General features: G+C 40.3%; 19 protein-coding genes. 8 read left to right on the top strand and 11 right to left on the bottom strand.

The features are described 5' to 3' along the window. Nucleotides 1–41 precede the first annotated feature (41 nt). Together Xind_RS07810 and Xind_RS07805 are read left to right on the top strand one after the other, a co-directional pair. Entirely contained in the window at nucleotides 42–272 is a 231-nt protein-coding gene (locus Xind_RS07810; protein ID WP_047681369.1) for a hypothetical protein, read from the top strand. A gap of 121 nt (nucleotides 273–393) precedes the next feature. Then, nucleotides 394–576, top strand: a complete 183-nt coding sequence (locus Xind_RS07805) for a hypothetical protein (protein ID WP_047681366.1) — start codon at nucleotides 394–396, stop codon at nucleotides 574–576. A 146-nt stretch (nucleotides 577–722) separates the two neighbouring features. On the opposite strand, the gene Xind_RS07800 is transcribed toward Xind_RS07805, so the two are convergent. The 4 genes from Xind_RS07800 to pth all read right to left on the bottom strand — a co-directional run bounded on the left by Xind_RS07800 (nucleotide 723) and on the right by pth (nucleotide 6,215). Continuing rightward, the gene (locus Xind_RS07800; RefSeq protein WP_187649786.1) at nucleotides 723–2,822 is read right to left on the bottom strand and encodes a peptidase domain-containing ABC transporter; all 2,100 of its coding nucleotides are present in this window, start codon (nucleotides 2,820–2,822) and stop codon (nucleotides 723–725) included. Then, nucleotides 2,815–4,113: an HlyD family secretion protein gene (locus Xind_RS07795; protein WP_246432485.1), complete on the bottom strand. Its 1,299-nt coding sequence runs from the start codon at nucleotides 4,111–4,113 to the stop codon at nucleotides 2,815–2,817. Before Xind_RS07795 ends, Xind_RS07800 begins: the two co-directional genes overlap by 8 nt. Before the next feature lie 297 nt (nucleotides 4,114–4,410). Beyond that, the gene (gene ychF, locus Xind_RS07790) at nucleotides 4,411–5,502 is read right to left on the bottom strand and encodes a redox-regulated ATPase YchF (protein ID WP_047682246.1); all 1,092 of its coding nucleotides are present in this window, start codon (nucleotides 5,500–5,502) and stop codon (nucleotides 4,411–4,413) included. 122 nt (nucleotides 5,503–5,624) lie between these two features. Then, nucleotides 5,625–6,215, bottom strand: a complete 591-nt coding sequence (gene pth, locus Xind_RS07785; RefSeq protein WP_047682244.1) for an aminoacyl-tRNA hydrolase — start codon at nucleotides 6,213–6,215, stop codon at nucleotides 5,625–5,627. A 269-nt stretch (nucleotides 6,216–6,484) separates the two neighbouring features. On the opposite strand from pth, the gene ychH reads away from it, so the two are divergent. Beyond that, the gene (gene ychH / locus Xind_RS07780) at nucleotides 6,485–6,763 is read left to right on the top strand and encodes a stress-induced protein YchH (RefSeq protein WP_047682242.1); all 279 of its coding nucleotides are present in this window, start codon (nucleotides 6,485–6,487) and stop codon (nucleotides 6,761–6,763) included. Nucleotides 6,764–6,990: 227 nt separating this feature from the next. Here ychH and Xind_RS07775 read toward each other — a convergent pair whose 3' ends face one another. From Xind_RS07775 to lolB, 5 genes are all read right to left on the bottom strand, one after another. Further along, complete coding sequence (locus tag Xind_RS07775) at nucleotides 6,991–8,979, bottom strand: autotransporter domain-containing protein (protein WP_187649785.1); 1,989 nt, start codon at nucleotides 8,977–8,979, stop codon at nucleotides 6,991–6,993. A 347-nt stretch (nucleotides 8,980–9,326) separates the two neighbouring features. Beyond that, nucleotides 9,327–11,360: an autotransporter outer membrane beta-barrel domain-containing protein gene (locus Xind_RS07770; protein ID WP_187649784.1), complete on the bottom strand. Its 2,034-nt coding sequence runs from the start codon at nucleotides 11,358–11,360 to the stop codon at nucleotides 9,327–9,329. A gap of 853 nt (nucleotides 11,361–12,213) precedes the next feature. Further along, nucleotides 12,214–13,161 carry a ribose-phosphate diphosphokinase gene (prs, locus tag Xind_RS07765; protein WP_047682238.1) on the bottom strand — a complete coding sequence of 316 codons (948 nt, stop codon included), beginning with the start codon at nucleotides 13,159–13,161 and terminating at the stop codon, nucleotides 12,214–12,216. 181 nt (nucleotides 13,162–13,342) lie between these two features. Next, nucleotides 13,343–14,245, bottom strand: coding sequence for a 4-(cytidine 5'-diphospho)-2-C-methyl-D-erythritol kinase (gene ispE, locus Xind_RS07760; protein WP_047682236.1), 903 nt, complete (start codon nucleotides 14,243–14,245; stop codon nucleotides 13,343–13,345). Beyond that, nucleotides 14,245–14,862 (bottom strand): lipoprotein insertase outer membrane protein LolB, encoded by a 618-nt coding sequence (gene lolB / locus Xind_RS07755; protein ID WP_187649783.1) that lies wholly within the window; start codon nucleotides 14,860–14,862, stop codon nucleotides 14,245–14,247. Before lolB ends, ispE begins: the two co-directional genes overlap by 1 nt. A gap of 261 nt (nucleotides 14,863–15,123) precedes the next feature. On the opposite strand from lolB, the gene hemA reads away from it, so the two are divergent. The 5 genes from hemA to kdsA all read left to right on the top strand — a co-directional run bounded on the left by hemA (nucleotide 15,124) and on the right by kdsA (nucleotide 20,161). Next, a complete protein-coding gene (gene hemA, locus Xind_RS07750) occupies nucleotides 15,124–16,386 on the top strand; it encodes a glutamyl-tRNA reductase (protein WP_047682232.1) in 1,263 nt (420 codons plus the stop codon). Nucleotides 16,387–16,416: 30 nt separating this feature from the next. Then, nucleotides 16,417–17,499: a peptide chain release factor 1 gene (gene prfA, locus Xind_RS07745; protein ID WP_047682230.1), complete on the top strand. Its 1,083-nt coding sequence runs from the start codon at nucleotides 16,417–16,419 to the stop codon at nucleotides 17,497–17,499. Nucleotides 17,500–17,516: 17 nt separating this feature from the next. Further along, entirely contained in the window at nucleotides 17,517–18,404 is an 888-nt protein-coding gene (prmC, locus tag Xind_RS07740) for a peptide chain release factor N(5)-glutamine methyltransferase (RefSeq protein ID WP_047682228.1), read from the top strand. After that, nucleotides 18,388–19,197 (top strand): invasion regulator SirB1, encoded by an 810-nt coding sequence (sirB1, locus tag Xind_RS07735; protein ID WP_047682226.1) that lies wholly within the window; start codon nucleotides 18,388–18,390, stop codon nucleotides 19,195–19,197. Before prmC ends, sirB1 begins: the two co-directional genes overlap by 17 nt. Before the next feature lie 109 nt (nucleotides 19,198–19,306). Next, the gene (kdsA, locus tag Xind_RS07730; RefSeq protein ID WP_047682224.1) at nucleotides 19,307–20,161 is read left to right on the top strand and encodes a 3-deoxy-8-phosphooctulonate synthase; all 855 of its coding nucleotides are present in this window, start codon (nucleotides 19,307–19,309) and stop codon (nucleotides 20,159–20,161) included. Nucleotides 20,162–20,479: 318 nt separating this feature from the next. Here the strand turns inward: kdsA and Xind_RS07725 are convergent, their stop codons facing one another. Further along, on the bottom strand, nucleotides 20,480–20,821 hold the full coding sequence (locus Xind_RS07725; RefSeq protein ID WP_047682222.1) for a hypothetical protein: 342 nt from the start codon (nucleotides 20,819–20,821) through the stop codon (nucleotides 20,480–20,482). A gap of 33 nt (nucleotides 20,822–20,854) precedes the next feature. Then, the gene (locus Xind_RS07720; RefSeq protein ID WP_047682220.1) at nucleotides 20,855–21,199 is read right to left on the bottom strand and encodes a hypothetical protein; all 345 of its coding nucleotides are present in this window, start codon (nucleotides 21,197–21,199) and stop codon (nucleotides 20,855–20,857) included. Between the last annotated feature and the right edge of the window lie 80 nt (nucleotides 21,200–21,279).

Raw genomic sequence — 21,279 nt, 5'->3', positions numbered from 1 at the left:
ATTTAGTTAAATGATGATACTAATAAGTAATGAGGTGATATATGAAAGAGTTAACAATTATTGAATTGGAGCAGGTTGCAGGTGGTACTTTTAACTGGCGTAAAGCAGTAAAAGCCGGCATTCACGCCTTTGGTAAAACAATTGATGATACCGTTGATTTCCTTTCCAATGAAGGCTATATTTCGAAAGACTTAGGCGGATTTATTAAAGGTGAGGTAGATGCTTTGGGAAATCTTGGCTGTGATATACTTGATTGTATCAATGATGAATAACTTCCAAATTTCAGAGTACATACTCATAAAATAGAATAATATTAAGTTCATGTGATTTTTTAATTAATGTACTAAGAAGTTAATATCAATCGTAATCAATTATGAAATAATGAGGCGATATATGAAAGAATTAACAACTATTGAATTAGGGCAAGTCTCAGGTGCTGGCTCTGTTATAAATAAAGGCGATCTATTAAAAGAAACTATCGAATATAAAAATGGAATAATTGATGATATTCTACACTTCTTTGATCGTGAATGGCCAATTATCCCCCCTTATCTCAAACCCGTATGTGATAATTAATTCATATAAGTTATAAGCATCAATTTTAAATTTTATGTATGTTATAAATCATTAGCCACTCTATTAGAATGGCTAATGATTTTTCTAAAAATATTTACTATATATTTTAAGGTATAGAAGAAAATCAATTGAAAAATGAATGAGATCTATGATATAGAGATAACACGATCAGCAAACTTAATTGTTGATGGTCTATGAGCAATAATAATTCTGGTAATATTCAATGCAGAGATTGATTCGTTGATATACGCTTCATTAGTTAAATCCAGATGGCTGGTTGCTTCATCCATAAATAAAATACTTGGACGACGATATAGCGCTCTGGCTATCAATAACCTTTGTATTTGTCCACCAGATAATCCATTACCTAATTCACCAATAAGTGTTTCATACCCCATTGGCATCAATAAAATATCATCATGAATGCTGCACCGTTTAGCACATTCTTGTATAAGGTAGATATCGGGTGAAGGTTCAAAACCGGATATGTTTTCAGCGATAGAGCCGGAAAGTAATTTATCATCTTGCAACACACAGGCAATACACTTCCGGTAGTTATTTAGACCAATGACATTAATATCAAGCCCGTTCATTAAAATAGTACCTTTATCTGGTTCTAATAACCCACTCATTAATTTCATGAGTGTTGTTTTTCCAGCCCCAGATGGGCCAACAATGGCCACACTTTCTCCCGCTTTGACATTAAGATTAAAGCCGGATATCACCGGTTTTGATAAGCTATCATATTGATAATGTAAATCATGAACTGTTAAATCAACAGGTTGTCCTGAAACGCCGATTTCCCGCGCAGGGGCTTCTCTTTCTGGTTCAGAGAGGACGATATCGGCAATTCTCTCATTATGTAAATTTAACATGCGCAATTTAATTGCCATGTCGATCAAATTACTTGCTCTGTCAGCAAATTGTCCCCGATATGCGTTAAAAGCAACAAACATCCCAAGTGTCATTTGGTTGTCTATCACTAATGATGCACCTAACCACAGAATAATAATTTGTTCACAAGTAGTAATAAAAACATTAATGATATTAAAAATTGAACTTATCTTACTGAGTTTAGTATTTGAGTTCAGGGTATCAATATTCAGGTTTAACCAGGATTTTGCACGAGTTTCACATAATCCCAACGCCTTTAATGTATTAATACTGTATAACGTTTCCATAAAATGGGAGTTTGCTCTGGCCTCTTTAACTATCTGTTCTTCAGAAAGCTGTCTATAATATTGATATGTCAGAAATCTGACTATTATATAAATGATAGTGAACCCTGATACAATCCAAACCAGCCAGTTACCATAAAGCAGCATCATAACAAAGACGCTGATCAGCATAATAGTGTCAATAATTCCATTAACAATATTTTGGGTAAAGGTTGTGCGAATAATATTTAGTGAACCGAAGCGTGACTGAATATCACCTAGCTTACGTTTTTCAAAGTAAGCTAAAGGTAATTTCATTAAATGGTCAAATACACCTGATTTCCATTGTACATCAACGAATGCTTCCATAGTAATGGATACCCAGCTACGTAACGTTGACACACTGACTCTAAATAAGATAAAGAAGAGCAAACCACAGCAAATAATAGTTAAAAGGCTATGATCTTGAGCAATGATAACATGATCCATGACCAATTGTGTCCCCACTGGGAGCAGTATATTAATAGCTTCTATGACAACAGATAAGAAGAAAATTTTCCCCAGTGCAGATTTAATTCCTTGAATATTATTTAATAAGGAGATAATACGTAATCTATTTTGCTTTTTTACAGGGGTAAAATCATTACCCGGCCATAATTCCAATGCAATACCCGTAAAGTGTTTGGAAAACTCCTGAGTACTCATTATACGTTGCCCAAACGCTGGATCATGGATAGTAATCTTATTTTTTTTTACACTGACTAAGACAACAAAATGATTCATATCCCAATGTAAAACACAGGGGGTTTTTAATGCATGAAGCTCATCAAGATCTAACGATACAGCTCTGGTTTTAAATTTGAGCGTAGTAGCTATGCTAATTAAGGCAGGGAGTGTCGCCCCTCGCGTAGAAATTCCAAACTGACTACGTAAACTGGATAAATCGATTTGTAACCCATGATAATGAAATACCATTGCTAAACTTGCTAATCCACATTCGGCTGCTTCAGTTTGTAAAATCTTGGGGATTCTTCTTCTGAATCCTAAATTCAATTTTTCGGTAATGACGTCAAAAGATGCTTTATTCATTGCTAGGGCCTGTTAATGTTTTTTTCATATCATAGAATGGTGAGAACATCCATTGATAAAGAGGTCTTTTTTCAAGGAAGAAAGTAGATTGGGCTTTCATGCCATTAGATAAATATAAATTTTTTCCGTTATAACTAAACTGATTCTTATCCAGACTTACTAACACCTTATAATAAGATTCGGCTTTTTCTCCGATCTTATTTATCGGTGAACTTTTATAATGAGACATTTCTTGAGAGGATGCCGGGACATATGAAATGTTATTGATGTGTCCTGAAAATTGGCCGAATTTTTCAAATGGGAAGGCATCATAACGTATATTAATTGCATCACCTTTTGTAATGTAGGGTAAACTGTTATTAGGAACCCATAGGATTAAATAATAAATTGGTTTTATACCATTTTGGATCACCTGTGCTAAATTGTCATTTGTAATGACCATTTGCCCCACAGTAAATCCAAGTGATTCAATACGTCCATCAATAGGGGAGGTGATGAATAGGGAGCCACTGGCAGCCATTTCGGCTAGTTGCCGCTGTAGATCGTCTCGTTGAATTTTGTATTGTGAAATTTGTTTATCGAAATCCGCTTGCTTGAGCATGATATCACTATTCAGGCTTGTGATCTTTAATGAATCGCTGATATATTGACTATAGAGATTTTGGTATGTGTTTTGCTGCTGGTAATAAGAATACCCATAATTATTAAATTGATCTTTCGTGATCAGACCTCGTTTCTGATAGCTCTTGTAATTTTTCATATTTTCTTTTGCAAATTCAATACCCTGACGTGCATTTTCAACGACAATTCTGTCCTTCTCATGGGATAATTCATACTGTTTTTTTTGTTCTTCGAGGCTTTCTAAAGTGATACGTTTATTATATTGCAGGTTTTGAATAATATTATTGACTTGTATTAATTGATTCTTGAGGGAGTTTTTTGTATTAGTACTGATTTTGCCAGACTCTGTAATTTGGCTGAAATCTACCTGATAAATTTTCTGGCCTTTTTTTACTATGTCACCTACTTTGACGAATGTTTTTGCAATAAATCCTTGTTGAGAAGATAAAATATTTATTGGATGAGGATTAGTGATAACTTCACCATAAACACTAATTCTTCTTGTATAACTTCCAAAAGTAATAAATATAAATAAAACAGTTAAAAAAGTTAATGAAGCAATACAAATAACCCATGCCGGAATTTTTGCTATCAATAGTGCTTTTCCTGTCCATTTGGATTTTTGGTTATCTAAGGCTTCTTGCCTAAATAACTTATTCATAGCAGTCATATGTAATTAATCTTCATGCTTTGTTTAGTGATTATGGTTTGAGGAATAGTTGAAAATATCAATTTATCAGTGTGATGTCGGTAGATTTGGTCTGCTTGATGCAATATTACTGTAATATAGTTAACCTGAATGCCACTTCAACCATTAATAAAATTTCTTAATGTGGGGTTTCAAAATTTCGTCTTGGAATATTAAGAATAGGCGGGCTTATAAAAGAAAAATCCGCGTGATCACGCGGATTTTTAGCATAAATCTCATGGATTGGTATTGGACAAGATAAGTAAATTTGTTTATAGATTAGACGTTGAACAAGAAATTCATTACATCGCCATCTTTAACAATATAATCTTTCCCTTCAGCACGCATTTTGCCTGCTTCTTTTGCGCCTTGTTCACCTTTGTAAGTAATAAAATCTTCAAATGAAATCGTTTGGGCACGGATAAAGCCTTTTTCAAAATCAGTGTGGATTTTACCCGCAGCCTGTGGCGCCGTTGCACCAACCGGGATTGTCCATGCACGCACTTCTTTTACCCCTGCTGTGAAATAGGTTTGCAGGTTCAGCAACTGATATCCAGCACGAATAACGCGGTTTAAACCCGGTTCTTCCAGCCCAAGTTCTGCCATGAACTCTTCACGGTCTGCATCTTCCAGTTCTGCGATATCCGCTTCAATAGCTGCGCAAACCGGAACAACTACAGAGCCTTCCTGCTCTGCAATAGCGCGAACGGTATCAAGATGCGGGTTGTTTTCAAAACCATCTTCATTGACGTTGGCAATGTACATAGTTGGTTTCAACGTCAGGAAACTCAGATAGCGAATTACCGCTTTTTCTTCCACGCTCAGGTTTAAAGAGCGCAACATACCCGCCTGCTCAAGGTGGGGAAGACACTTTTCAAGCACTTCTAATTCAGCTTTAGCATCTTTATCACCACCTTTAGCTTTCTTCTGAACACGCTGGATAGCACGTTCACAGGTATCCAGATCTGACAATGCCAGTTCGGTGTTGATAACTTCAATATCGGTAGCCGGATCAACTTGACCGGAAACGTGAACAATATTGTCGTTGTCGAAACAGCGTACAACATGACCGATGGCTTCCGTCTCGCGAATATTAGTCAGAAACTGGTTACCCAAACCTTCGCCTTTTGAAGCACCTTTTACCAGACCAGCAATATCTACGAATTCCATTGTGGTTGGGAGGATGCGCTGTGGTTTTACAATTTCAGCTAGCTGGTCGAGACGTGGATCCGGCATTGGTACAACACCCGTGTTTGGCTCGATAGTGCAGAAAGGGAAGTTTGCTGCTTCGATACCTGCTTTGGTCAGCGCATTAAATAATGTAGATTTCCCAACGTTAGGCAGGCCAACGATACCGCATTTGAATCCCATAGATTTATCACCTTTGATCACTTATAAACCGACAGAAAATAGTCTGTCGGTGAGTTATAAAAAATTGGCGTTATTATACACGCAATAGTCTGATGCGCCACGCTCTACTCCGAGCGGACCTGTTAAGCGCTGGCTTTAAAAGCGTGCAGGCGGTTAATGGCTTTATTCATACCATCATTCATAAGAATGTCAGTACAACTGAGAGCTTCAGCAATAGCATCATCAATCAGTTTTTGTTCATTGGCAGAGGGCTTGCCGAGAACAAATCCCACAACTTTGTTTTTATCACCCGGATGGCCGATACCAATACGCAGACGATGAAAATTAGGATTATTGCCAAATTTGCTCTGGATATCTTTCAGGCCGTTATGCCCGCCATTGCTGCCACCTAGCTTCATTTTTGCGACACCGGGGGGAAGATCAAGCTCATCGTGTGCAACCAGAATTTCATCTGGCTGGATACGGTAGAAACTGGCTAAAGCAAGAACAGACTTGCCACTGAGGTTCATGAATGTGGTTGGCACAAGCAGACGGACATCTTGCCCATTCATATAGATACGAGCGGTATAACCAAAAAATTTACTCTCTTCTTTTAAGGGCTGGTTATGGCGTTGTGCCAATAAATCGACAAACCATGCTCCTGCATTGTGTCGGGTTTGTGCATATTCAGCACCGGGGTTTGCCAGACCAACGATTAATTTTATGTTACTCACAGTGTTTGATTTCGCTTATTGGCATTAAGGTATTAAAAAAAGAGGCTTAGTGTACCTGCCTGAAGGCTTGAGTACAAAACTCATTATGATATTAGATAATAAAGAGAAATAAGTTAAAAATCGTACAGCTTGTGATCGCCAACGCAATAACCTTTTAGATATTATGGCTATAATGTCTAAAAGGAGGTATCTGCTTTCGTGCTTTTGAATTCGTTTGTTGACAAATTGCGTTCACAAACTACGTTCACAAAAAGTATTGGAGGTTGGTTATGAAACGTAAAAAAGCCTTTATTCTGGGCAATATTTTCATGGGATTAGGCATGATGGCAATGCTTATCAGTTTATCTTATGTCTTGCTCAGCCACATATTCAGTTTTAGTGAATCTGAATTTTTGGCAGGAATCGCACTAATGGGGTTATTTGTTGGTGCATTGATTTGGCTAGGGGGAGCCAGTCTTGGAGGGCGGGAACAGGTTACTGATAAGTATTGGTGGTTGAAGAATTATGATCAACGTTATCGCCGTAAAAAACAACATAAACATTCATAATTTTTATTACGTTATTTTTTAGATGTTGCTGATTTTGACGTAACACACGATATAACAAACACATAATATGAAACGAATACCTCACTTTTTAACTGACTCGATTTATAATATAGATGATTAATCGAATCAGCTCTCTGCACTGTAGATTTTTATCATAGTCTAATAGATTTCAAGTTGCAGCCAACAAGGCTGCAACTTGACAGGCAAAAGGATACATATAATTCACACTAAAAACTTGCATTGATACCCAGGCTGACATTGTAATCAGGCTCTTGGGCACTTCCTTCGTTGCGTGTTACGGAAACAATTCCATGTAAATTTTTTAAAAATTCAGCATTGATACCCACTGTATATTGACGCCAGTCCTTACTCTGTTTGCCGCTATCCATAACAAACGATGTTTTGGTGGAATTAATGGCGCTGCGCAGTTTGTAATGGGTATCACCGAACTGGTGATTAAACTGAACAGAGGCATATGGGTTGAAACGACCTAACTGAGTATCAACACGCCAACCGAGAGAGCCTACTTTGGAAGTGTATTTCTGATCAGAAAAGTGCATAGAGGTGCTGTTGTGACCGGATTCACGGTAGCCTTTTATATTACCTTTATCCCAGGTGTACTGGATGATCGGGCTGGTGGTGATGACTTTAGTGACAGGAATGTCCCAACCTGCCGTAAGACGAGTACCCCATTGTTTACCTGTGGTTGAGCCTGATTCTCTGCGAGTTGCTTCACCAAGTTGGATACTACGGGTCAGGCTATCGTAATTAAGACGGGCATAGTGGAGATCGCCACTTAACCATGCATTGTTATAGAGATTCCATAAGCCATAAGTAGTCACAACATGACCAAGCCCTTCATAAGTGAATCTGGAGGCGAGGGTACGTTCATCTTGGTAATTAGAATATACTGCGCCCAGTAACAGACTATCCGTTAGTTGGTAGTCGCTACCCAATGTAAGGACATGGTTACCACTGTTTGTGTAACCACCAAAAACACCGATTTTCCCCTGTGGATTACCTCCGTTGCGAAGTTGTTGCAGGTGACCATCAAGAGAAGCCCGAACACCTTTAACCGCGAGTCGGTTAACTTGAGTCAGTGACATTACAAGTGATGGGGCTATATAAATAGAGGCAATGTATTGGCCAATAACTTGATGCCCTAATGGTGTTGGATGGAAACTATCGGAGAATAAAAATTCTCTGTTTTTATTAAATTCTTTATCCTTAGAAGAACAAGAACTGGCTGATTCTCCCTGAGGGCAGGCATAACCTAACGTATTTTGGATACCATAAATGTAGGGATTTGCTATCACTTCACGCATCAGAGCATTGACATCTGCACGCAGGATATTGCCATTATTCTGGCTGATTTTATCATCTATCAGCTTATTATAAGTATCAGTAAGCTCTGAGGCGTTTTTATTAGTTTTTTCGTAGGCCTCAGTCAGTTTTTTTTCAATTATTTCAGCGGGTATTCCAAATTCCTCTTGGGCTTTTTTAGCTAATTCTTCAAATATTTTTTTAAGGGCAAGTTTACGGGCTTTATCACTGGGGATATCATACTGGTCAATTTTCTTATGGACTTTATCCAGAACTTCTTGAATCTTCTCTTCAGAAGAACCTATTTTTTCTAAGCTATTTTTAATCAATATTTCTAGCAGCTTAGGTGTCATTCCCACATCGGGAGCAGTAGGTACAATGATGAGTCCGGCACCAGCTTTAACAAGTTGATTGATTTGTTCTGTGGTAGCATTGGCACTGGTATTGATAATGTTACGTGATTTAGAAAAGTCATCCTGACCAGCGACTAAAGCTTCAGCAAGATCATTACCGCCTACCCAGTGAATATAGATACCATTTGGATCGGCTTTTCCGTTATGTTGTTTGAGGTAATTATCAAGTTGTTCTTTAGTATTTGGCTGAAAAACATTTAATATAGGATTTTGCCGTGGCATCGGCAGGGCTGTTGAACCTCCCAGAGCATAATTAGTTCCTTTTTCGTTAGAAGGGATTAATTTCTTACCCGTAATTTGATGAGAAATATACTCATCGTACAATTCGCTGTTGGCTCCGTCCGTTGTGAAACGATTATAATTTCCTCCGTCACTCAGACTATCACCAAAAACATAGACATTGTCATAAGCATAGGCGTTTGTAATGAAATTAACCAAAAATATTGTTGTTGTTGATATTCCAAAAAGTACCTTTTTCATTCGAATTCCCCGGTCGATGTAGCCATTACTTTTCAGTCAGCACAAAACCTCGAATAAAAAACCTCGCTCGAATTAAGGAGGTATTTATTTTTTCTCGAATCTGTCCGTCTTATTGGTTGGGTTGAGGGCTGATCCCTATTGATAATTTCTATGTGATATTACTTCTGGCTATATATACGGAAAGTCAACACCATGCAGGCATATGTATACGTAGGTTGAACGATGAGAAAAAAGCATGACAGGAATACAAAAGCGCAAGGAGGTTTCATTTTCCTTGCGCTTTTGCAGTGTTACGCATGTTATTGTGATGGTTTTATCAGATACATCACTTTACTACGTGCACAACATTAGAAACTGGCATTGATACCCAGATTGAAGTTGTAGTGAGGATCTTGCGAGCTGCCTTCATTACGGGTTACGGAAGCGAAGCCACGTACGTTACCAAACAGATTAGCATTCGCCCCTACTGTATATTGACGCCAGTTTTTGCTGTGTTTACCACTATCCATAACAAACGATGTTGCGGTGGAATTAATGGCGCTGCGCAGTTTGAAATGGGTATCGCCGAATTGGTGATTAAACTGAACAGAGGCATAAGGGTTGAAACGGCCTAATTGGGTATCTACACGCCAACCTAATGTACCGACCTTAGACGTGTAATTCTGGTCACTAAAGTACATGGAAGTACTATTATTGCCGGATTCACGGTAGCCTTTAACATCCCCTTTATCCCAGGCGAACTGGATGATTGGGCTGGTGGTGACAACGTCAGCGACAGGAATATCCCAGCCTGCGGCAAAACGGGCACCCCATTGTTTACCTGTGGTTGAGCCTGATTCTCTGCGGGTCGCTTCACCAAGTTGGATACTACGGGTCAGGCTATCGTAATTAATACGGGCATAATGGAGATCGCCACTTAACCATGCGTTGTTAAACACGTTCCACAATCCATAGGCGGTTGCAACATGGGCATTTCCATTATAGGTGAAATTGGAGGCAGGGGAGTGTTCAGTCTTGTCGTTAGAATACAGTGCACCCAGTAACAAGCTTTCTGTCAGCTGATAATCGCCACCTAAGGTGAACGTGTTATTGCGGCTGCCGCTATAGCCACCGAATACGCCCAATTTCCCCGTTTCATTGCCCCCGCTGCGCAGTTGTTGCAGGTGACCATCAAGGGAAGCACGAGCGCCTTTAACCGGGGTACGGTTGACTTGATTCAGGGTCATTACCTGTGATGGGGCGATATAAATAGATTCAATATATTGTCCCAGAATTTTGTGTGCAAGTGGGGTAGGATGGAATTCGTCAGAGAATAAAAACTCTCTGTCTTTATTAAATTCAGGATCTTTATCCTTATCGGAGCGACATATACTAGCTGATTGTCCCTGAGGGCAGGCGTAGCCTAATGTATTTTGAATACCATAAATATAAGGGTTGTCAATGACTTCATGCAGCAGACCATTAATATCAACACGCAGGATATTGCCATTGCTTTGGCTGATTTGATCATCGACTATCTCGTTATAAGAATTGGTGAGTTTTGTTGCCCCCTCGCTGGCCTTTTTATATCCCTTTGTAAGTTCTTTTTCAATTTCAGCCGCGGATAATGGTTTTTCGCCAGACGCTAATGATTTTTTCTTTAGTATCTGTTCGGCGTTTTGCGATAATTTTTTAAATAATTGTTGCAAAGCAAGCTCACGGGCGGCCCCGCTAGGAATATCATGCGTATTAATGCTCTGATGTACTTCTTTCAGAGTATACTCAATTGTAGCGTCGTCAATTTTGTGGTCTTCTAAACCTTGTCTGAGCACCGTTTCAAGAAGTCTAGGTGTTGTACCTACATCAGGCACGGTGGGTGCAATAACCAATCCGGCTCCAGCGTCTACCAACTGTGTAATTTGTTTCGCGGTTGCGCTTGCACTTTTTCGCACAATATCGTGAGCAATAGAAGGATCCTTCTGGCCCGCTATCAAAGCCGCAGCAAGATCATTACCCCCAACCCAATGGATGTAGATGCCATTAGAATCTGCTCGCTTATTACTTTGCAGATAGTTGCTGACTTGTTTGTTCGTTGTATTGTCAGGGGTTTTAGGATTTAATTCCCAAATAGAAGTCGCCCCACCTTTGGCATAATTAGTTCCACCTTTATTTGAAGGTATTAATTCGCTGCCAGTAAGTTTCCAGGAAATATATTCAGCATAAAGTTGCTCACTTTTCCCATTTGTTGTAAAGCGTTCTATATCTAGTTTATCCGTCTTACTATTTCCGGTGTCACTTAAGCTATCACCAAAAACATAAATTTTATCATAAGCATTAGCATTAGAAACGGTGCTGATTGAAAGCGCTAACAGTGCAGGTGTGAATAAAAATGCCTTTTTCATTAGCATTCTCCTTAAAGTAATTTTTCTTATTTATTATTTACCAGCGTATTGACGTCTAATAGCAAAGCCTGATTGACGCCCCTTCGTCAGATTTTGAGGTGCTGATGGGTTGAATATTCTAAATGGATATACTCTTAGTCAGGCTGTTAACCTATTGATAACAATTCTTTGGATTAAGTACTGATTCCCTGTTAACAATATTCCATATCGCTTTGATTTATTTGTATATAATGTGTTCTAAGAAATGTTTGGTGTTTATACCTTTTATTAACTGAACTAAAGCGACAATCAATGTTGGCACTATTTAACCCAAAGTTGATTTCATTAGAGAATTTTGATTTTTCTGATGAAAATTATTTAACAAAATAATTGTTGTGTAACTTGTCTATTTTTTGGCATTCATACTTTTCCTTGAAGGTACTTCGGAGATGAATATCAATTCTTCACCATCAATACCTCACAAGGCATAGCAGAAAACGGCCGACAGATTAGCAGTATCCATGGCACCATACCAGTATTGTTACTCATGTTAATTACTGGACATACCAGATGATTTATTAAGCTGTCATGAGGTTGGTTTTTTTCTGTTCTTAGTATACAGGTTGTTGTTTTGTTTAATATGAAGTTTGTTAAATTAATTAACTAATTGATATTAATAATTATTTTAACGATATAAATATTTCGGTTTTTAATTAAAACTATTGAAATTATTAAATTCATGGATTAGATAAAACAGAAAAACCCGTTGGTACAAATGTACCAACGGGTTTTTCAGCGATAACTTATTTAATCACTTGTATAAGTTTGTGCTCAACATCTGCACTGCACTATACCTTAGTGTTCAAACATTACCTTAGTGTTCAAACATTGCAGAGATTGACTCTTCATTGCTGATACGGCGGATTGCTTCAGCAAGCATACCAGACAGTGTCAGAGTACGAACTTTGTTCAACGCCTTGACCTCAGCAGACAGAGGAATTGTGTCACAGACAATGAATTCATCTATCATTGAGTTCTTGATGTTTTCTACAGCATTACCAGAGAAAATAGGGTGGGTTGCATAAGCAAATACCCGTTTCGCTCCACGCTCTTTCAATGCCTCAGCGGCCTTACACAGCGTGCCACCTGTGTCGATCATATCATCAACCAGAATACAGTCACGGCCAGCAACATCACCAATGATGTGCATAACTTGAGAAACGTTCGCCCGTGGACGGCGTTTATCAATAATAGCCATATCAGTATCGTTCAACAGCTTAGCAATAGCACGGGCGCGGACGACACCACCAATGTCTGGGGATACAACAATCGGGTTTTCCAAATCTTTCTGGAGCATATCTTCCAGAAGGATTGGGCTACCAAATACATTATCAACCGGAACATCAAAGAAGCCTTGGATCTGCTCGGCGTGCAGGTCAACCGTAAGAACACGGTCTACACCAACGCTGGACAAAAAGTCCGCAACGACTTTGGCAGTGATAGGCACACGCGCTGAACGAACACGGCGATCCTGGCGGGCATAACCGAAGTAAGGAATTACAGCAGTAATACGCCCGGCAGAAGCGCGACGCAGAGCGTCGACCATAACGACCAATTCCATTAAGTTATCATTGGTTGGTGCACAAGTAGACTGGATGATGAATACATCGCCACCGCGTACATTTTCGTTGATTTGAACACTGACTTCACCGTCGCTAAAACGACCGACAGCAGCGTCTCCCAGGCTTGTGTACAGACGGTTGGCAACACGTTGTGCTAGTTCAGGGGTGGCATTACCAGCAAAAAGCTTCATATCGGGCACGAGAAAAACCTCAGGCTTGCGTCCAGAGAGATATTGTTGACCAATTGAACATTACCTTCATCTTTCAAGTTGCCTCTTGGTTCGCTGCGTTCACTTACCCTGATCACATAGTTATCTATGCTCCTGGGAATTCGTTCTCTTTCCGCCGAGATGCAACTCGAAATCTATTGGGTATAATTATTCATCGGTTCAATAACATGTTTATCCCAGAGCGGAATGTATGCAACGGTGAAATGTTAACGCCACGCGCAACAAAGCCCTGCATCCACTCTGGGGCTTGATTAAACACCTTACGGGCTGATGCTTCTGATTCGAACTCGCCGAAAACACATGCACCAGTTCCGGTCAGGCGTGACGGTGTGTATTCTAGCAGCCATGAAAGAAGCTGTTCAACCTCACGAAAACGTTTTCTTGCGATTGGTTCACAATCATTTTTGAATGGTGCCTGTAATAATGCGGGTAAAGTGCGGATCGGAGAATTTCTTTTTAATTCAGGATCTGTGAAGATTGTCGGGGTTGAGATCTCAATTCCGGGGTGGGCAACCAGAAACCATTTCTCTTTTGGAGAGGCTGGTTGAAGTTTTTCCCCGATACCTTCTGCAAAAGCAGCATGGCCTTTGACAAATACTGGAACATCAGCCCCCAATTTGAGGCCAAGTTGTGTCAGCTCATCATCAGCTAAATTAGCTTGCCAGTGGTAATTCAGGGCGATAAGCACGGTTGCTGCATTGGAAGAACCTCCACCTAGCCCCCCGCCCATTGGCAGACGTTTGTTAATATGAATATCGGCTCCCAGATATGGGGGGATAACTGAGACGGGGGTATTGTCTTGTAATAATTGGCTTTGTAATAAATGATTCTGTAATAAACGGGCAGCACGTACGATTAGGTTATCATCATGTGCTACGCCTTTAACAGGAGTCAACAGGCGAATTAGGTTATCCTGACGGGGAACAATAGTAATTTCATCACCGTAGTCCAGAAACTGAAACAGTGTTTGCAGTTCGTGGTAACCATCAGGGCGTTGTCCGGTGATATATAAAAATAAATTTAATTTTGCCGGGGAAGGCCAGGTCAAAGTCATTATTGGGTCGTCCAGTTATCCATTTTTAATTTGATACGGTTATTGCCCTGAATGAGCTCCAGCCGGTTTGGCAACGCGGGAGTGATTGACGTGTCATATCCTTGGTAATTGACTTGCCAGACTTCATCACCTGCGCCATCGCTTACGGATTTGAGCAGATAGTTTTTATCTAGCTGAAAATTTTTGACGTTTCCGGGCAGGCCGATAATCCAATTTTTCAGATTATCCAAAGGGATGTTCATATGGGTGAGTTGATAAATTAAGTCTTCAGGATTATCACTGATATATTTCTTTCCTTCATGATCAGTAAGCTGGATCATATTTGGCTGGACAAGTAATTCCAACTCAGTTGTTCCTAATGGATTAAGCAGCAGCAGTTTGTAATTATTAACGGTATATTGTTGCCAGAAAAAACGGGCATACACTTTTTTTTCATTTGCCAGGTAAGCAAAAGAACCTCGTGTCTGATAATGCTTTAAATTTTGCAGTTGTTGTTTGCGATCATGCCATTGCGGAGCATCTGCTGACCCTGTTCCGACGGGTGCTTGCGTAACGGTACAGGCTGTCAGTAAAACAGCGGAGAGGGGAAGTAAACGAAAAAATAATGCTATTTTCATACAGTAACCTTTGGCAGACAGACAAAATGGTCTGGTGGCGAATAATGGGCCATCAAAGTCTATAATCAAGGGGATAATTTAGCGAAGTTTTGCCAAAATTTCTCGAATAATTACAGCGGAACTGTTCTATTGACTTTTATTGGATTGTTGCATCAAGTAGAATGCTCGACCAATGAGAGTCCTTATGAAGGGTATAGGTTTATGAGAATGATTATTAATATTGTCATGGACTCCTGCCCATGATAACTCAACGCAGTTAAGATGACTTTATTAGCACTCGGTATTAATCATAAAACAGCGCCTGTTTCCTTACGTGAGCGGGTAGCCTTTTCTCCAGATACGATAGGGCTTGCGCTTGATAACCTGCTCCGGCAACCGTTGGTGCGGGGTGGTGTTGTGCTGTCAACCTGCAATCGCACGGAACTCTATCTCAGTGTTGAGCAGCAAGATAATCTAAAAGAGCAATTGATCGATTGGTTATGTGAATACCATCAACTTAATCCTGAAGAGATTAGCACAAGCCTTTACTGGCATCTTGATAGTGAAGCAGTCAGTCATTTAATGAGAGTTGCCAGCGGCCTGGACTCATTGGTGCTTGGGGAACCGCAGATTTTAGGGCAGGTGAAAAAAGCTTTTGCCGAGTCACAAAACTACCAGTCCTTGTCAGGAGAGTTGGAACGTCTGTTCCAAAAATCGTTTTCTGTTGCTAAACGAGTGAGAACCGAAACAGAGATTGGAGCCAATGCAGTTTCTGTTGCCTTCGCAGCTTGTACACTCGCACGACAGATTTTCGAATCCCTCTCTCAATTAAATATCCTGCTGGTGGGGGCAGGAGAAACTATTGAGCTTGTGGCACGCCATCTTAAGGAACATCAGGTAAATCGTATAATAATTGCCAACCGCACGAAGGAACGGGCACACGCACTGGCCAATGAGGTTAATGCTGAAGTTATTTCTCTGCCAGAAATTGATACCCGTCTGGCAGAAGCTGATATTGTGATCAGTTCTACTGCCAGCCTTTTGCCGATTATCGGCAAGGGTATGGTTGAACGGGCATTAAAATTACGCCGTAATCAACCTATGCTACTGGTTGATATTGCTGTTCCCCGTGATATTGAACCGGATGTTGAGAAATTGAGTGACGTTTACCTGTACAGTGTTGATGACTTACAGGCTATCATTCAGCAAAACCTTGCACAGCGCAAAGCTGCTGCTGTGATTGCTGAAGGAATTGTGCAACAAGAGAGCACTCATTTTATGGATTGGTTGCGTTCCCAGGGAGCAGTCAATACAATTCGCGAATATCGGGAACAGGCAGAAAAAATCAGGGCTGAAATGACTGCAAAAGCATTAATCTCCATACGGCAAGGTGCTGATGCAGAACAGGTCATCAACCAATTGACTCACCAATTGACGAATCGTCTGATCCATATACCGACTAAATCACTCCAACAGGCTGCCAGCGATGGTGATTTTGAGCGCCTGAATCTCTTGCGGGACAGCCTTGGGCTGGATCACAACTAACCCTATTTTAAATAAGGTCTGATATTACGAATGAAGCCTTCTATTGTCTCTAAACTGGAAGCATTGCAAGAACGCCATGAAGAAGTTTTGGCTCATCTCGGTGACGCCGATGTGATCGCTGATCAAGAGCGTTTTCGCGCATTATCAAAGGAATATGCACAACTTACTGATGTCACAAGCTGTTTTAAAACTTGGAAAACGATTCAGGATGATATACAGACTGCTGAGATGATGCTTGATGATCCCGAAATGCGGGAAATGGCGCAGGAAGAACTCAAGGACGCAAAAGTTCGTAATGAAGAACTGGAGCAGCAGCTACAGTTATTGCTGTTACCCAAAGATCCGGATGATGAACGGAACTGTTTTCTTGAAGTCCGTGCAGGAACAGGCGGTGATGAAGCTGCAATCTTTGCAGGAGATCTGTTCCGTATGTATAGCCGCTATGCTGAAGCCCGTCGTTGGAAAGTAGAAATTATGAGCGCTAACGAAGGTGAGCACGGTGGTTACAAAGAGATCATTGCGAAAGTTTCAGGAGATCAGGTCTATGGTCATTTGAAATTTGAATCAGGTGGTCACCGTGTTCAGCGAGTACCGGAAACGGAATCTCAGGGCCGTATTCATACTTCTGCCTGTACTGTTGCAGTTCTGCCGGAAGTTCCGGAAGCTGAATTGCCGGAAATCAGCCCCAGTGATTTAAAAATTGATACTTACCGCTCTTCTGGCGCCGGAGGGCAGCACGTTAATACCACCGATTCAGCTATTCGGATTACCCATATTCCGACAGGGATTGTGGTGGAATGTCAGGATGAGCGCTCGCAGCACAAAAACAAGGCTAAGGCTTTGTCTGTACTGGCTGCCCGCATTCGTGCCGCTGAGGCGCAGAAACGTCAAGAAGCAGAGGCCTCAGAACGTCGTAATCTTCTTGGTTCTGGTGACCGTTCAGATCGTAACCGCACCTATAATTTCCCGCAGGGACGAGTTACTGATCATCGCATCAACTTGACGTTATATCGTCTTGATGAAGTCATGGAAGGTAAACTGGATATGTTGATCCAGCCAATCATTACCGAATATCAGGCCGATCAATTATCTGCCCTGTCAGAACAGGAATAACAGCCAGAGCAGGACTAATGAATTATCAACATTGGCTACAATATGCAACGGCTCAGTTGTCTGATGACTTGCCTGGTAGTGACAGCCCTAAACGTGATGCGGAAATCCTGTTGGGATACGTGACTGGACATTCCCGCACTTATCTGATTGCTTTCAGTGAAACTTCCATTTCAGAGGAAGAGTCTCACAGGCTTGATAATCTATTGGCTCGCCGTATGCAAGGTGAGCCGATTGCTTATATTGTGGGTGAAAAAGAGTTCTGGTCATTGCCGCTTGCCGTATCACCGGCAACGTTGATCCCGCGCCCTGATACCGAGTGTCTGGTTGAAAAAGCGCTGGAATTATTGCCGGAAACGCCCGCAAAAATTCTGGATCTTGGTACAGGAACAGGAGCAATTGCTCTGGCACTGGCAAGTGAGAGACGTGATTGCCATGTGACAGGGGTTGATATCAACCCTGAAGCAGTCGCACTGGCGAAATATAATGTGGAAAAAATTAATACAGGGGAAATTGTCTCACAACTCGCAATTCACAATGTGAATTTTTTACAAAGTGAGTGGTTTTCTGCGGTGGGTGACAGACAATTTGATATGATTGTCAGTAATCCTCCGTATATAGACGAGAATGACCCTCATTTGCAAGAGGGTGATGTCAGGTTTGAACCAGCTACTGCATTGATTGCGGCCCATAATGGTCTGGCAGATTTAAAGGCAATTGTGGAACAAGCCCGCCATTTTTTATTACCAAATGGATGGCTGTTATTGGAACATGGCTGGAAACAGGGAGCTGTTGTGAGGAGCCTGTTTTTAGAGAAGGGTTATCATCAGATAGCGACTTTTCAAGATTATGGTGGTAATGAACGTATCACGGTAGGTCGATGGAATAAAAATGAACCCCATAGCTAATTATGAATTCAATAATGCTCCTCTGATTGATGGTATTATTTTGGTTACAAAGGCTATTCGTCCTGATTTTCCACAAACTTCAGTGGCAGAACAGTTAACTGTTTTGGTTGAAGAAGCACGGCAGGTACTTTCTTTAGTCAACGATACCAGGGCAAAATTGCAATCGTTGCTGACACTTTTTTATCGGGAATGGAAGTTTGGCGCGGCGAATGGGGTGTACTGTCTATCGGATACTTTATGGTTGGATAGTGTACTTCATTCACGTCAAGGTGCTCCGGTTGCGTTAGGTACGCTGTTTGCACATATAGCTCAGGCATTGGCAATGCCTGTACAGCCAGTGATATTTCCAACACAGTTGATATTGCGCATCGATTTGCCTGATCAACCTACGTGGTTCATTAATCCCATGAATGGGGAGACTCTCAATGAGCATACCCTTGATGTCTGGTTGAAAGGTAACATTGGTCCAACTGTTCGGTTGGAAAAGAAAGACTTGCAGGAAGCGGATAACAGCAGCATTGTGCGCAAGATTACAGATACGATCAAAGTTTCTTTAATGGAAGAGAAAAAGATGGAACTGGCACTCAAAGCCAGTGAGGTCGTATTGATGTTCGACCCTGATGACCCGTATGAAATCCGTGATCGTGGGCTTATTTATGCTCAGCTCGATTGTAATCATATTGCTGTTTCGGATTTGAGTTATTTTGTAGAGCATTGCCCTGAGGATCCAATCTCAGAGATGATAAAAATGCAGATTAACTCCATAGAGCAACCGCCAATAGTACTGCATTAACAGTATTTAAATAAATAGACTTATCGTGCAATGACGAAATGTCTGCGCCTGATTTTATGTTTTATTAATACAGCAAATTTATTTGCGCTTAACAACAGAAGGTATAAGCATGCAACAGAAAGTGGTTAATATTGGTGATATTAAGGTCGCAAATGATCTGCCATTTGTATTGTTTGGTGGCATGAACGTTCTTGAGTCACGGGATTTGGCCATGCAGATTTGTGAGCACTATGTCACAGTGACACAAAAACTGGGCATTCCTTATGTTTTCAAAGCATCTTTTGATAAGGCTAATCGTTCTTCTATCCACTCTTATCGTGGCCCTGGTTTGGAAGAGGGAATGAAAATCTTTCAGGAACTGAAACAGACTTTCGGCATAAAAATCATCACTGATGTGCATGAACCTGCACAAGCTCAACCTGTGGCTGAAGTGGTTGATGTTATCCAGCTTCCGGCTTTCCTCGCCCGTCAAACTGATCTGGTTGAAGCGATGGCGAAAACTGGAGCTGTGATTAATATTAAAAAACCACAATTTGTTAGTCCGGGGCAAATGGGTAATATCGTAGAAAAATTCAAAGAAGGTGGCAATGAACAGGTGATCCTGTGTGACCGTGGTAGTAACTTCGGTTATGACAATCTGGTTGTTGATATGTTGGGTTTTGGTGTGATGAAACAAGCAACCAATGGTTCACCTGTGATTTTTGATGTAACACATTCATTACAGTGTCGAGATCCTTTTGGTGCAGCTTCCGGTGGCCGCCGCGGGCAGGTTGCTGAACTGGCTCGTGCGGGAATGGCAGTGGGCATTGCTGGTTTATTCCTTGAAGCGCATCCAGACCCAGAAAATGCAAAATGTGATGGCCCATCTGCACTACCACTGGCAAAACTGGAACCATTCTTGATGCAGTTGAAAGCGATTGATGATGTAGTGAAAGGTTTCCCGGCATTGGATACCAGTAAGTAATAATTTAATCGACTGAAATATTGAATAATATGCGGTTACAGATAATTATCATTGTAACCGCTTTTGTATATCTGGTGTTTTTCAAATCGCAGCTTGAAAGCCATATTATTAATTTTTTAGACCTTTATAAAATAGCTGATCAATAATCAAGAATTTGAGTTGTCGAATTTTACACAGATTATACGGGGATTTTTTATTATAATGGAGCGATGAATGATTCATCACTCCATTATAATGTGGATGAGAAATTTTGTTCTTGGTTATGATATCAATATGCTAGTTTTTATCCTGGATAGAAATGTAAATAATATTAATTAATTACTTTTGCTCTTGTATTGTACTTGTTAAATAAAAATAAAATTCAACGTCTCTTCCTTGATGAAGATGAATGCTTGGTTTTTCAAAATGAGACATAAGACCTTTTGATGCGGGAGATTGTGCAAAATATCGCAGTTGTAATGCAGTTGTAACACTTTGAAATACTATGCCAGTTACTATAGGAATACCTGGAATTTTAAAGGCCTCCCACGAATTAGATTTTATATATGTTGATGCGAATTTTTCCTTTTTATTGAAGTAAAGGTATATAGATACGTAAAAATTGAATTCAGTATAGTTAGCTATGTACTTATCAGGATTATAATGAAGATTACTATCCATTTCATAACCTCCTGTTAGTTATGTTAAATGATATTATAATTCAATCAACGGAATTATAGAAACCTGAAAATATTCAGGTGGATTAACTTCATTCGTTTCATTATAATTAAGAACGAATTTTTCATATTTTAAAAAACTAGTTATTTCCGGCTCTTGCTCCATAGTTTTTAAACTCATACCAAAGTCAATTTGGTTATACTGTATAACCAAATCAAGCCGCGATATATAGTCTCCATCAACAGTTAAAGTTTCTGTTTCTTGAGGGTTGACTGTTTGTCTGTAGACTGAAGGGCTAACTGTACCCCTTACATACTCTGCCCCAAGAATTACTAAAATAGGCATTTTTGTATTGTTATAAAAAGTTTTTTCTATTTTCATGATGCTCCCCTTAATAATGAAAAATAGAAACTTTACATCCGACTTTCCGCAGCTATATCTGTAATATTTTGATCTCTAAG

Origin of the sequence: Xenorhabdus indica, assembly GCF_014467235.1 — a bacterium.
In the GTDB taxonomy this organism is placed as follows: domain Bacteria; phylum Pseudomonadota; class Gammaproteobacteria; order Enterobacterales; family Enterobacteriaceae; genus Xenorhabdus; species Xenorhabdus indica.
This window is presented reverse-complemented; position numbering and strand designations above follow the sequence as displayed.

Coding starts and splice junctions, on each gene's coding strand:
- Xind_RS07810 (WP_047681369.1), top strand. CDS start 42: ATGAAAGAGTTAACAATTATTGAATTGGAGCAGGTTGCAGGTGGTACT.
- Xind_RS07805 (WP_047681366.1), top strand. CDS start 394: ATGAAAGAATTAACAACTATTGAATTAGGGCAAGTCTCAGGTGCTGGC.
- Xind_RS07800 (WP_187649786.1), bottom strand. CDS start 2,822: ATGAATAAAGCATCTTTTGACGTCATTACCGAAAAATTGAATTTAGGA.
- Xind_RS07795 (WP_246432485.1), bottom strand. CDS start 4,113: ATGACTGCTATGAATAAGTTATTTAGGCAAGAAGCCTTAGATAACCAA.
- ychF (WP_047682246.1), bottom strand. CDS start 5,502: ATGGGATTCAAATGCGGTATCGTTGGCCTGCCTAACGTTGGGAAATCT.
- ychH (WP_047682242.1), top strand. CDS start 6,485: ATGAAACGTAAAAAAGCCTTTATTCTGGGCAATATTTTCATGGGATTA.
- Xind_RS07775 (WP_187649785.1), bottom strand. CDS start 8,979: ATGAAAAAGGTACTTTTTGGAATATCAACAACAACAATATTTTTGGTT.
- Xind_RS07770 (WP_187649784.1), bottom strand. CDS start 11,360: ATGAAAAAGGCATTTTTATTCACACCTGCACTGTTAGCGCTTTCAATC.
- ispE (WP_047682236.1), bottom strand. CDS start 14,245: ATGACTTTGACCTGGCCTTCCCCGGCAAAATTAAATTTATTTTTATAT.
- lolB (WP_187649783.1), bottom strand. CDS start 14,862: ATGAAAATAGCATTATTTTTTCGTTTACTTCCCCTCTCCGCTGTTTTA.
- hemA (WP_047682232.1), top strand. CDS start 15,124: ATGACTTTATTAGCACTCGGTATTAATCATAAAACAGCGCCTGTTTCC.
- prfA (WP_047682230.1), top strand. CDS start 16,417: ATGAAGCCTTCTATTGTCTCTAAACTGGAAGCATTGCAAGAACGCCAT.
- prmC (WP_047682228.1), top strand. CDS start 17,517: ATGAATTATCAACATTGGCTACAATATGCAACGGCTCAGTTGTCTGAT.
- sirB1 (WP_047682226.1), top strand. CDS start 18,388: ATGAACCCCATAGCTAATTATGAATTCAATAATGCTCCTCTGATTGAT.
- kdsA (WP_047682224.1), top strand. CDS start 19,307: ATGCAACAGAAAGTGGTTAATATTGGTGATATTAAGGTCGCAAATGAT.
- Xind_RS07725 (WP_047682222.1), bottom strand. CDS start 20,821: ATGGATAGTAATCTTCATTATAATCCTGATAAGTACATAGCTAACTAT.
- Xind_RS07720 (WP_047682220.1), bottom strand. CDS start 21,199: ATGAAAATAGAAAAAACTTTTTATAACAATACAAAAATGCCTATTTTA.